This window comes from Streptomyces sp. NPDC048197, from assembly GCF_043202395.1.
GTDB classification, from domain to species: Bacteria; Actinomycetota; Actinomycetes; order Streptomycetales; family Streptomycetaceae; genus Streptomyces; species Streptomyces siderophoricus.
Map to the genome: position 1 here is coordinate 87,475 of NZ_JBIDAJ010000002.1, position 12,192 is coordinate 99,666.

The window sequence follows — 12,192 nt, forward strand, 5'->3', positions numbered from 1 at the left end:
ACCCCTCCGACGTCCTCGACACGCTCCAACCCGCCGCCCCCTCCTACTTCCTCTGTCCCGGGCCCGCGTCCCTCTCCCGAGCCCTCGCACGCGCCGGTCGATCCCCGGCCCACCGACCCTGCAGACCCCACCGAGACCTCCCGTCACGCCGGCGCAACCGACTCCCCGCACCTTTCCGTACCGACACCTGCCGACGCGCTTCCGGAGCCGGTCGCGGAGTCCCAGGTCACGCTGCGGAGCCCGGCCGAGCTGGCCGACGCGCTGCCGTATTTGATGGGCTTCTATCCGGACGACAGCGTGGTGCTGGTCGCGTTGCACGGTGAGCGCGGACGGTTCGGCGGCCGGGTCCGGCTCGGCATTCCGGCGGACCGGACGCAGTGGTCCGACGTCGCCGACCAACTCGCCGAATGTCTGGTCTCGGCCGGTCAGGAGGGGTCCCCGCGACCCACGGCGATCATCGTCTATCTCTGTCAGGAACCCGCGGAGGGCGAGAACGGCCGGGACGTCAGGGACCGGCTCCAGCCGTTCGCCCAGCGGCTGCGCACGGCCTGCGGAGCGCTCGACGTCCCCGTCCTCGAAGCCCTCTGCCTCTCCAACGGGCGTTTCTGGTCCTACTGCTGCCCCGACTTCCGGTGCTGCCCTGCGGACGGCACCCCGATGGTGATGCCGGGCACGTCCGTGATGGCAGCGGCGGCGGCCTACGCCGGCATGCAGGTGCGCGGTTCGCTCAAGGAGATGGAGGCCAGGCTGCGGCCCCGCACGGGACAGCGGGCCGTCGAACAGGAAAAGGCCCTGGACGCCGCGGCCCGGGCACTGGTGCCCCGGATGCTCCGCCCGGACGGTGCGGCGGTCGTACGGAAGGACACCCTCGATCTGGCCACCGCGATGATCCACCGCTTCCGCCAGGACACCCCCGCGGGCAGCAACCGGGCCCGGGACGCCTGCGACGACGCGCTGATCACCAACGCCGAGGCGGCCGGTCTCATCCTCGGACTCCAGGACCGCGTCACCCGTGACCGGGCGGCCGAGTGGATGGACGGCACGGCCGCCGCCCCCGCCCTCCGTCTGTGGCGGGCCCTCGCCCGGCGCTGCGCCGGAAGCTATGCCGAGCACGCCACGGCACCGCTCACCCTGGCCGGATGGGTCAGCTGGTCCACGGAGGACGGCCCCTCGGCGCGGGTGGCCCTCGGGTGCGCCCTCTCGCTCGACCCCGACTACACCTTCGCCCAGCTCCTGCACCGCGCGATCAACGAGGGGCTCGACCCGGAACCACTGCGCCGTTGCCTGCGCGAGCAACACCAGGAGGCGACGAGCGCCGCTGCCTGCGCGCCCAGCTCCGGTGCGAAGCGCTCCCCGTCCGGCAAGCGCCCGGCGACCGGCCGGACCGCGCCGGCCGGCCGCCCTCGGGGACCCCGCGGCGGCACGGGCCCCGGGGCGCGTACCACCGGGGGACGTGGCGGGCGGCGGAGCGGTCATGACGACCGGAGCCGACGGTGACCGCCCGGTCGTTGTGCGGCCGGCGTGACCTGGGCGCCGGCCGGACCGTTCACCTGTATGGCGCAGGCCGTACGAAGCCCCGACGTCACCAGGGAGTGCAGAGCGTGCCAGGCATCGTCCCCACTACCCAACCGGCCCGCCGGCCGTCCCAAGAGCGGCGTCCGGCGCCGCCCCGGACTCCTCAACCACAGCCCGTCCACGCCTCGCTGGTCTGCGTGGCCCTGCCGGCCCTCGCGGTGTCCCCCGCCTCGGGGCAGCTGACCGGCCAGGGCATGGACGGCTTCTACCGGGACGGCCGGCGGGTCCTGTCCCACTGCGAGTTGCGCGTCGCGGGCGGGGAACCGCTGGTCGTCCAGGGCCGGATGACCGCCGCCGACCGGGCCCGGTTCGTCGGCACGATCCGCAGAACCGGTGAGCGGGGCCCGGACCCGGACATCCGGATGGAGCGGGTACGGACGGCCGACGGCACCGAGCGGATCACCTTCCTCAGCAGCGCGACCCGGCCCGTCAGGCTGCCGGTGGAGATCCGTCTCCAGACCGACCTGGCGGAGCTCGGAGCCGTCGCCGTCGGCCTCCCGGGCCCTGAGCTGCGCGCTGCTGTCCACGGTTCCGGTCTCCGCTGGTCAGCGCCGGGAGCGCACGCGGTGGTAACCGCCGATCCGCCGCCCGAGGACGCCCTGGCCTCGGCCGGGCTGCTGCGCTGGGACCTCGAACTCCCCGCCGGCGGCCGCCGCACCATCGAACTCCGCGTCGCGCTGGAGCAGACCGCCGGGCCGGGCAGCGGCCCCACAGGGCACCGTCGCGCCGGGGACGCCCGCATCCCTGGCCCGCGGAGCGGCACCTTCGCGCCGCGCACCCGCGCAGACCGGCCACCCCGCCCCTGGTCGGACGCCCGGCTGGAGTGCGACGACCCCCGGGCGGACGCCCTCCTGGCGGCCGGTCTGGACGATCTGTACGGACTGGCGATGCGGGACCCGGCCGCGCCCGCCGATGTCTGTCTCGCGGGCGGGTTCCCCTGGCGCTGTGGGCTGGCACCGGCCGAGGCGCTGTGGGCCGCCAGAATGCTGCTGCCCTTGGGCACCCGGCTGGCCGCCGGCACCCTGCGGGCGCTCGCCCGTGGCCAACAGGCCGCACCAGGACCGGATTTCGGCCGAATTCCGGGAGCCCTGCGGGACGCGGGACCGCACGCCCCGCCCAGCTGCACGGGCATCGAGGCGACCCTGCTGTTCCCCGCCGTGCTCGCGGAGGCACGCCGCTGGGGACTGCCGGAGCCGGAGATTGAACGGCTGCTGCCCGCCGCGGAACGGTGTCTGAGATGGCTGCGGATCGTCTCCGACCCGGTGGGCCGCGCCCGCAGCGGCTACATCCCCGACCCGGCGCCCGACGGGCCGTACCGCTGCGAGACCCAGGCCCACGCCCACCGGGCCGCCCTGCTGGGCGCGGACCTCCTCGACGCCTGCGGATCCGCCGACGCCGAGGTGCTGCGGGAGTGGGCCGCGGAACTGCGCGCCCGGTTCCGCAGGGACTTCTGGCTGGAGGACCGGGCCGGCGGCCGCCCCGCCGCGCTGCTCACCGCCGATGGCCGGCCCGTGCCGTATCTGGGTTCCGCCGCTGCCCACCTCCTCGACACCGGACTGCTCGGCGGTGGCGCCCTCGCCCCGGGTCTGCTGGACGCGGCCCAGACGGACCAGCTGGCCAGGCTGCTGAGCGGTCCGGCCATGGACTCCGGGTGGGGGCTGCGCGGACTGGGTGCCAAGGAGAGCGGCTACAACCCGTTCGGTCACCGCAGCGGTGCGGTGCGCGTGCACGAAACGGCGATCGCTGCCGCCGGACTGGCCGCGGCCGGCCACGAGCGGGCCGCCGCGGCTCTGACCAGGGGCGTCCTGGATGCCGCGGAGAGCTTCGGGCACCGCCTCCCGGAGATGTACGCGGGGGAGCAGCGCACGGCCGGCGGAGCCCCCGTGCCACACCCGGCGGCCTGCCGCCCGGCAGCGGTGTCGGCCGCCGGCGCGGTGCACATACTGATCGCCCTCGCCGGCCTGCGCCCCGATGTCCCGGCCGGCACGGTGTCCGTGCGGCCGCTCGGTACGGCCCCGCTCGGCGCGATGCAACTCACCGGGCTGAGCGTCGCCGAGCAGCCGTTCGCCGTCCGGATCAGCAGACTCGGCATGGGCATGGTGGAAGCGGCTGCGGAGGGCCTGCAACTGGGCTCGTGAGGTACAGCGGGCCTGTTTATCGTCAGGCGGACGACTATGATCACGCCATGCCTCCCTACGACCCGTCGGCCTTCCCGCCCTTCGCTGTCACCGTCGACCTGGTCGTGCTCACCGTGCGCCGCCACGCCCTCTGCGCGCTGGCCGTCCGCCGCGGTGAGCCGCCGTTCCAGGGCCGCTGGGCACTGCCCGGTGGATTCGTCCGGGCCGACGAGGACCTCGAGGCAGCGGCCGCCCGGGAGCTCGCCGAGGAGACCGGTCTGCATGCCCAGACCCCGGCCGGGCCGACGCCTGTGTACGGCGCCCATCTGGAACAGCTCGCCACATACGGCGATCCGAAGCGGGATCCCCGGATGCGGGTCGTCAGCGTCGCGCATCTGGTCCTCGCGCCGGACCTGCCGGCTCCCACGGCCGGCGGTGACGCCCATAGTGCCCGCTGGGCGCCGGTCGAGACCCTGCTGGAGCCGGACGACGCCCATGCCCGCGAGGGCGAGCTGGCAGCCCCGCTCGCCTTCGACCATGCCCAGATCCTCGCCGACGGCGTGGAGCGGGCCCGCTCGAAGATCGAGTACTCCTCGCTCGCCACGGCCTTCTGTCCGCCGGAGTTCACGGTGGGGGAGTTGCGCCGGGTCTACGAGGCCGTGTGGGGGGTCGCCCTGGACCCCCGGAACTTCCACCGGAAGGTGACCGGCACCCCCGGATTCCTGGTGCCGACGGGCGGCACCACGACGCGTCAGGGTGGTCGCCCCGCGCAGCTCTTCCGGGCCGGCGGCGCGACGCTGCTCAACCCACCGATGCTGCGCCCCGAGGTCTGATTACGGCCTTCGGCCTGGTCCGCCGCGGATCCGGTGGGGACGGCAACGGGCCGCCGTTCTCTCTTGTGCCCCGCGCACCGCGGAAACCGACACGATTGAACAATTACGAGAAAATAGGACATATTCCGATACCTTGTCCGAGTGGGCCCGCTCGTCCCGCCGATGGCCGACGCCCGGCCGCGCGCCTGTCGACGGCTCGCTTCTCGCGCCGTCGCGGTCCCTGCGGCCGGCGGCTGCCGGTCGCGCCCCGGCCCGCTCCGGCGCCGCTCGCGCCACCCGCATCCTCGGCGTCGCCGCCGGACGCACCTCCCAATGCCGTCGCTCCGAGTGGGCTCCTCAACTCACCTGCCGTGTAACGACGGTGGCGCGGGGAGCCTCGTGAGTCGAGGCGCGGAAGGGGGTGTCATTCGGTGTGACGGAGGCCCGTTGATGCCGCTGTTCCGCGTGTGAAATTCCCTGATTTCAGGGAGTGGTTGTGTGGCGGCCGTCAAGTGGCCGTCCGGAATCGACCGCGCCATATCGGTCGTGAGAAGCGGTTCGGCTCAATCCGCAGGCGCCGAGCCGTCGTTGCAGGCAACCGGCCCTGGCCTGCGGCGATGTCGCCACGGAGCGCTGCGGCTCTCCGTTCCGGTCGAGTAAGGCGCCTGTTTTGACGCCCTGTTGTTGCGCATGCTGTCCATAACTCGCCCTGGGCAGCGCATTTCCTTCCGATAAAGCGTCAATTCAGAGATGGGGGGCGATCACCCTTTCGTGTGCTTTTCACCAAAGACCTCAAGGGTGTTCAGGGTGTCGCCGACAAAGGATGCGTGAGTACCCTTGCGCACACCATGATGACCGCGGCTCGCCCCGGCGACACCGGCCTCGCAGGCCCGGGCGAGCTTGACCGCTACCCCTACGCCAACGCCGCCAACGCCGCGAACACCGGCAACACGGCCGGCCCGGAGCGTGCCGAGCGCGTCCCGCAGGTCTGGGACGGCTCCGAGGCCGAGATCGGCCGGGTCGGCCGGCGCGCGGCCGGCAGTCGCGGCCGCGGCCTGCACGGCCAACTCGTCCAGCAGCTCGGCCAGATGATCGTCTCCGGCGATCTCGGCGCCGACCGTCCGCTCGTCCCCGAGGAGATCGGCCAGCGCTTCGAGGTCTCCCGCACCGTCGTCCGTGAGTCACTGCGCGTCCTCGAGGCCAAGGGGCTCGTGAGCGCGCGCCCCAACGTGGGCACCCGGGTGCGGCCGGTCAGCGACTGGAACCTCCTCGACCCCGACATCATCGAGTGGCGCGCCTACGGGCCGCAGCGTGACGACCAGCGCCGGGAGCTGTGCGAGCTGCGCTGGACGATCGAGCCGCTGGCCGCCCGGCTCGCCGCCGGGCACGGCCGGGAGGACATCCAGCAGCGGCTGGCCGACATGGTCGAGATCATGGGCCACTCCGCGGCCCAGGGCGACACCATGACCTTCGGCCGTGCCGACGCGGAGTTCCACTCCCTGCTGCTCCAGCTCGCCGGCAACCGCATGCTGGAGCACCTCTCCGGCATCGTCTCCGCCGCCCTGCACGTCTCCGGCGGATCCGCCGGCGGCTGTGAGCGGCCGGTCGAGACGTCCGTGGGCCAGCACATGAGGGTGGTCGACGCCATCGGCTCCGGCGACGCCACGGCGGCCGAATCCGCGATGCGCCAGCTTCTCGCCGCCCATGGCGAGGCGGTCGGCCAGGGCTCCGGGACGCCCGTGGACCACGTCGTCCCCGCGCCCCGCGAGCACTGAAGGCCGTACCCGACCGCGTACGGAACGTAGCGCCGCGCGGCCCCGTGCCCCGCGTACCCCTCGGGCTGGGCACGCCGTACGCGGCGGAGGCGCACACGCTCGCCGGATCCGGGGCGTCGACCGGATCCGGCGGCAGATCTCGGGAGGATTGCATGTCATATGACAGGGAATGGGTCGTTATGGGGTGTGACTCGGGCCACGCAGATTGGGCGTAACGCTCTCCCGGGAAGCGCGATGACTTAAGAGGTGATAGCCGAGGAGGGAATACGAGCGGCGTTCGTGACGCTGTTCAACTCCCCGGTTGCCCCTGCGCCGTCGGTCCATCCCCACCGGCGGTCGTCGGCTCCGATCCACACTGGACGGGGTCGGAAGCCGTTTCCATCGTTCCGAGAGGTTGTTCGTGTCGGCCAGCACATCCCGTACGCTCCCGCCGGAGATCGCCGAGTCCGAGTCTGTGATGGCGCTCATCGAGCGGGGAAAGGCAGATGGGCAGATCGCCGGCGATGACGTGCGTCGGGCCTTCGAGGCTGACCAGATTCCGCCAACCCAGTGGAAGAACGTTCTGCGCAGCCTCAACCAGATCCTCGACGAGGAGGGTGTGACGCTGATGGTCAGTGCCGCAGAGGCGCCCAAGCGCACCCGCAAGAGCGTCGCAGCGAAGAGTCCGGCGAAGCGCACCGCCACCAAGACCGTCGCGGCCAAGACCGCCACGGTCAAGAAGACCACGGCCGCCGCCACCGCCCCCGCGGGGGACCCGGCCGGTGAGTCCGAGTCCGCGCCTGCGAAGAAGGCAGCGGCGAAGAAGGCGACCGCCAAGAAGACGGTCGCGAAGAAGACCACGGCCAAGAAGGCCACCGCGAAGAAGACCGCGGCCAAGAAGGACGTCGACGAGCTGCTCGACGACGAGGTGACCGAGGAGACCCCGACGCCCGGCAAGGGCGAGGGCCCCGAGGGCGCCGACACCCCGGAGAACGCCGGCTTCGTCCTCTCCGACGACGACGAGGACGACGCCCCCGCCCAGCAGGTCGCCGCGGCCGGCGCCACCGCCGACCCGGTCAAGGACTACCTCAAGCAGATCGGTAAGGTCCCGCTCCTCAACGCCGAGCAGGAGGTCGAGCTCGCCAAGCGCATCGAGGCGGGCCTGTTCGCCGAGGACAAGCTGGCGAACTCCGACAAGCTCGCGCCGAAGCTCAAGCGTGAGCTGGAAATCATCGCCGAGGACGGCCGCCGGGCGAAGAACCACCTCCTGGAGGCCAACCTCCGTCTGGTGGTCTCCCTGGCCAAGCGCTACACCGGCCGCGGCATGCTCTTCCTGGACCTGATCCAGGAGGGCAACCTCGGTCTGATCCGTGCGGTCGAGAAGTTCGACTACACCAAGGGCTACAAGTTCTCGACCTACGCGACGTGGTGGATCCGTCAGGCCATCACCCGCGCCATGGCCGACCAGGCCCGTACGATCCGCATCCCCGTCCACATGGTCGAGGTCATCAACAAGCTGGCCCGTGTCCAGCGCCAGATGCTCCAGGACCTGGGCCGCGAGCCCACCCCGGAGGAGCTGGCCAAGGAACTCGACATGACCCCCGAGAAGGTCATCGAGGTCCAGAAGTACGGCCGCGAGCCGATCTCGCTGCACACCCCGCTGGGTGAGGACGGCGACAGCGAGTTCGGTGACCTGATCGAGGACTCCGAGGCGGTCGTGCCCGCCGATGCAGTGAGTTTCACGCTCCTGCAGGAGCAGCTGCACTCGGTTCTGGACACACTCTCGGAGCGGGAGGCCGGCGTCGTGTCCATGCGCTTCGGTCTCACCGACGGCCAGCCGAAGACGCTGGACGAGATCGGCAAGGTCTACGGCGTCACGCGTGAGCGGATCCGTCAGATCGAGTCGAAGACGATGTCGAAGCTGCGTCACCCGTCGCGCTCCCAGGTGCTGCGGGACTACCTCGACTAGTCGAACCGCCCGGCCCGTACAGCGCCGTGAGCCCGGTCTCTCCAATGGGGAGGGGCCGGGCTCGCCGCCGTCCGGGTGCGCGGCGCAGCCGTTTGGGTCACTCTGGGTGGGCGACCGCTGTCCCACAGTCAGGAGTCCGTATGCGTCCGACCGCAGGCGCCGCTCTCGGAGCCCTCGCACTGGTCCTCACCCTGCCGGTGCCGGCGGCCGCGGACGAGTCGGTGATCGGTGGGAAGCCCACCCAGCTGTCCCAGAGCCCCTGGGCGGTGGCGCTGGCCTCCCACGAGCGCTTCGGGACCCAGCGCTCCGGGCAGTTCTGCGGTGGTGTGCTGGTGGGGCACTCCACGGTCGTGACGGCCGCGCACTGCCTGAGCAAGGAGGTGCTGGGCGTGCCCTGGCGGCAGGTCCGGGACCTGCGCATCGTGATCGGGCGCGACAACCTCACCGGCGGCGGGGGACAGGAGGTCAAGCCGGCGAAGGTCTGGGTGAACCCCCGCTATGACAGCTGGACCAACGAGGGCGACATGGCCGTCCTCACGCTCCCGAGGCCGGTACCGAACCGGCCCATCCCGATAGCGGGACGGAAGGACCGGGGCTACCGGCCGGGCAGCCGGGCCACGGTCTACGGCTGGGGAGACACCACGGGCGAGGGCAGCTACGCGTCACGGCTGCGCTCGGCGCACGTCAACGTGCTGCGCGACGCGGTCTGCGCGCGGGCCTATCCGGGCACGGCGGACGGAACGTACCGGTCCCGCTCCATGCTGTGCGCGGGGGAGCCGGACGGCGGGCGGGACGCCTGCCAGGGCGACAGCGGCGGACCGCTGGTCGTCCGCGGACGTCTTGTGGGTCTGGTGTCCTGGGGGACCGGCTGTGGCCAGGCGGGGAGCCCAGGGGTCTACACGCGGGCCTCGGCGCTGCTTCCGGCCGTATCGGCGCACGGTGCGGGCTGAGCCGCCGCGGGGAGCCGGCCGGCGAGCGGGTCGCGCGTACGAGTGCGGGCGGCCCCCCGGTGGTGCCGGGGTGACCGCCCGCCGCACGGCGCAAGGCCGCTGCTCGCTCGTCGTGGATGCGAAGTGTCAGCGTTCCTCATCGGACGCGGACGCCGGAGAAGCGTTCAGCCGCTCCGTCTCGTCCTGTATTTCCGCGGCGATCTTCTTGAGTTCTGGCTCGAACTTGCGACCGTGGTGGGCGCAGAAGAGCAGTTCTCCGCCGGACATCAGGACGACGCGCAGGTATGCCTGGGCGCCGCAGCGGTCGCAGCGGTCAGCGGCCGTCAGCGGGCTCGCGGGTGTCAGAACAGTAGTCACGTCGCCTCTTCTCTAGCTCGACGAGCTGTCGTACCAGGGTCAACATCCAACCAGGCCGAAAACGTTCCCGCTCGTGCCTTTTCCTCGAAAAAAATTCTTCGAGGGGGCCGGGTGCTGCCGGGTGGCGGCGAATGAGCCGTATTGCTTGGTGGTCTGATTCACGTTGGGTGCTGGGTCGGTCCCCCCGGCTGGCTTGCCGGTTGTTGATGAGGACGTGCCCGGAGCCTAAATGGTTCATGCCTCGAAGGGAACGTGATGTGCACGTCACTCGGACGTCACCCTAACGAGCGATCGAACGCACGAGCGAAATTCTACTACCATGAGCATGCTTACGGGTGGCGTCACATCGGCTCTACCAGGCCTCGGTACCCTCTGACGGGCGACACCGCCACAACCGAGTCCGCGGAATGCGGACTGCCAGAAATTCAGCGAGGAGCGAACCGCGTGACCGCCGAGATGTCCGTGCCGTCCACCGCAGTGCTGACCGGGGCAGACCGGGACGGTTCCAACTACACCGCGCGGCATCTGCTCGTCCTGGAGGGCCTCGAAGCGGTCCGCAAGCGCCCCGGCATGTACATCGGCTCCACGGACAGCCGCGGTCTGATGCACTGCCTCTGGGAGATCATCGACAACTCCGTCGACGAGGCGCTCGGCGGCTACTGCGACCACATCGAGGTGGTCCTCCACGACGACGGGTCCGTGGAGGTGCGCGACAACGGCCGCGGCATCCCCGTGGACGTCGAGCCCAAGACCGGGCTGAGCGGCGTCGAGGTCGTGATGACCAAGCTGCACGCCGGCGGAAAGTTCGGCGGCGGCTCGTACGCGGCCTCCGGCGGTCTGCACGGCGTCGGCGCCTCGGTCGTCAATGCCCTCTCCGCCCGCCTCGACGTCGAGGTCGACCGCAACAGCAAGACGCACTCGATCAGCTTCCGCCGCGGCGTCCCCGGCATCTTCACCGAATCGGGCCCGGACGCCCCGTTCGACCCGGCCAACGGCCTGCACAAGGGCAAGCGGATCCCCAAGACGAAGACCGGCACCCGGGTCCGTTACTGGGCCGACCGGCAGATCTTCCTCAAGGACGCCAAGCTCTCCCTGGAGACGCTGTACGCCCGCGCCCGCCAGACGGCCTTCCTCGTTCCGGGCCTCACCCTGGTCGTCCGGGACGAGCGTGGCCTCGACGGCGCCGGCAAGACGGAGGAGACCTTCCACTACGACGGCGGCATCAGCGAGTTCTGCGAGTACCTGGCGCAGGACAAGGCGGTGTGCGACGTCCTGCGGCTGACCGGACAGGGCACGTTCAAGGAGACCGTGCCGGTCCTCGACGACCGCGGCCACATGACACCCACCGAAGTCACCCGCGAACTGGGCGTGGACATCGCGCTCCGATGGGGCACCGGCTACGACGCCACCCTCCGGTCGTTCGTCAACATCATCGCCACCCCCAAGGGCGGCACCCACGTCTCCGGTTTCGAGCGCGCGGTCACCAAGACGGTCAACGAGGTCCTGCGGTCGAGCAAGCTGCTCCGCGTCGCCGAGGACGACGTCGTCAAGGACGACGCCATGGAAGGCCTGACCGCGGTCGTGACCGTCCGCCTCGCCGAGCCGCAGTTCGAGGGCCAGACCAAGGAGGTGCTGGGCACCTCCGCGGCCTCCCGGATCGTCGCCCAGGTGGTGAGCCGGGAGCTGAAGGCGTTCCTGACGTCCACGAAGCGGGACGCCAAGCAGCAGGCGCGCGCCGTCCTGGAGAAGGTCGTCGCCGCGGCCCGCACCCGTATCGCCGCGCGCCAGCACAAGGAGGCGCAGCGGCGGAAGACCGCGCTGGAGTCCTCCTCGCTGCCGGCGAAGCTCGCGGACTGCCGCAGCGACGATGTCGACCGCAGCGAGCTGTTCATCGTCGAGGGCGACTCCGCGCTGGGCACCGCCAAGCTGGCCCGGAATTCGGAGTTCCAGGCCCTGCTGCCGATCCGCGGCAAGATCCTGAACGTCCAGAAGTCGTCGGTCTCGGACATGCTCAAGAACGCCGAATGCGGCGCCATCATCCAGGTCATAGGGGCTGGTTCCGGCCGTACCTTCGACATCGACGCGGCCCGCTACGGCAAGGTCATCTTCCTGGCCGACGCCGATGTCGACGGCGCCCACATCCGCATCCTGCTGCTGACCCTCTTCCAGCGGTACATGCGGCCGATGGTCGAGCAGGGCCGGGTCTTCGCCGCCGTGCCGCCGCTGCACCGCATCGAGCTGACCAACCCCAAGAAGGGGCAGGACAAGTACATCTACACCTACTCGGACAACGAGCTGCGCCAGACCCTGCTGGAGCTCCAGCGCAAGAACGTCCGCTACAAGGACAGCATCCAGCGCTACAAGGGCCTCGGTGAGATGGACGCCGACCAGCTCGCCGAGACGACCATGGACCCGCGCCACCGCACCCTGCGCCGGATCAACATCAGCGACCTGGAGGCGGCGGAGAAGACCTTCGACCTCCTGATGGGCAACGAGGTCGCCCCCCGCAAGGAGTTCATCACCAACTCCGCGGCCACTCTGGACCGTTCCCGGATCGACACCTGAGCGCTCCCTGAGCCCGGGCGGGCGTCTCTCCACCCCAGGGTGGAGCGGCGCCCGCCGTGCTTTCCACCCGGTGCCCACCCTGGCGCCGATCCG

8 protein-coding genes are annotated in these 12,192 nt (G+C 71.3%); 7 read left to right on the forward strand and 1 reads right to left on the reverse strand.

The window, feature by feature from the left end:
* The first annotated feature begins 273 nt into the window (after positions 1-273).
* The 6 genes from ACGF4C_RS03585 (at position 274) to ACGF4C_RS03610 (ending at position 9,177) form a co-directional block, all read left to right on the forward strand.
* The gene (locus tag ACGF4C_RS03585) at positions 274-1,497 is read left to right on the forward strand and encodes a DUF4192 domain-containing protein (RefSeq protein ID WP_393562945.1); all 1,224 of its coding nucleotides are present in this window, start codon (positions 274-276) and stop codon (positions 1,495-1,497) included.
* Positions 1,498-1,712: 215 nt separating this feature from the next.
* Complete coding sequence (locus tag ACGF4C_RS03590) at positions 1,713-3,713, forward strand: glycogen debranching N-terminal domain-containing protein (protein WP_393562946.1); 2,001 nt, start codon at positions 1,713-1,715, stop codon at positions 3,711-3,713.
* 47 nt (positions 3,714-3,760) lie between these two features.
* Positions 3,761-4,525, forward strand: a complete 765-nt coding sequence (locus ACGF4C_RS03595; protein ID WP_030412884.1) for an NUDIX domain-containing protein — start codon at positions 3,761-3,763, stop codon at positions 4,523-4,525.
* Between the two features lie 752 nt (positions 4,526-5,277).
* Entirely contained in the window at positions 5,278-6,279 is a 1,002-nt protein-coding gene (locus ACGF4C_RS03600; RefSeq protein WP_351530772.1) for a FadR/GntR family transcriptional regulator, read from the forward strand.
* 400 nt (positions 6,280-6,679) lie between these two features.
* The gene (locus ACGF4C_RS03605) at positions 6,680-8,227 is read left to right on the forward strand and encodes an RNA polymerase sigma factor (RefSeq protein WP_030412882.1); all 1,548 of its coding nucleotides are present in this window, start codon (positions 6,680-6,682) and stop codon (positions 8,225-8,227) included.
* Between the two features lie 140 nt (positions 8,228-8,367).
* Positions 8,368-9,177 carry a serine protease gene (locus tag ACGF4C_RS03610; protein ID WP_393562947.1) on the forward strand — a complete coding sequence of 270 codons (810 nt, stop codon included), beginning with the start codon at positions 8,368-8,370 and terminating at the stop codon, positions 9,175-9,177.
* 126 nt (positions 9,178-9,303) lie between these two features.
* Here ACGF4C_RS03610 and ACGF4C_RS03615 read toward each other — a convergent pair whose 3' ends face one another.
* Complete coding sequence (locus ACGF4C_RS03615) at positions 9,304-9,534, reverse strand: hypothetical protein (RefSeq protein ID WP_030412880.1); 231 nt, start codon at positions 9,532-9,534, stop codon at positions 9,304-9,306.
* A gap of 444 nt (positions 9,535-9,978) precedes the next feature.
* On the opposite strand from ACGF4C_RS03615, the gene ACGF4C_RS03620 reads away from it, so the two are divergent.
* Positions 9,979-12,099: a type IIA DNA topoisomerase subunit B gene (locus ACGF4C_RS03620; RefSeq protein WP_030412879.1), complete on the forward strand. Its 2,121-nt coding sequence runs from the start codon at positions 9,979-9,981 to the stop codon at positions 12,097-12,099.
* The last annotated feature ends 93 nt before the right edge of the window (positions 12,100-12,192 follow it).

Coding starts and splice junctions, on each gene's coding strand:
- ACGF4C_RS03595 (WP_030412884.1), top strand. CDS start 3,761: ATGCCTCCCTACGACCCGTCGGCCTTCCCGCCCTTCGCTGTCACCGTC.
- ACGF4C_RS03610 (WP_393562947.1), top strand. CDS start 8,368: ATGCGTCCGACCGCAGGCGCCGCTCTCGGAGCCCTCGCACTGGTCCTC.
- ACGF4C_RS03585 (WP_393562945.1), top strand. CDS start 274: ATGGGCTTCTATCCGGACGACAGCGTGGTGCTGGTCGCGTTGCACGGT.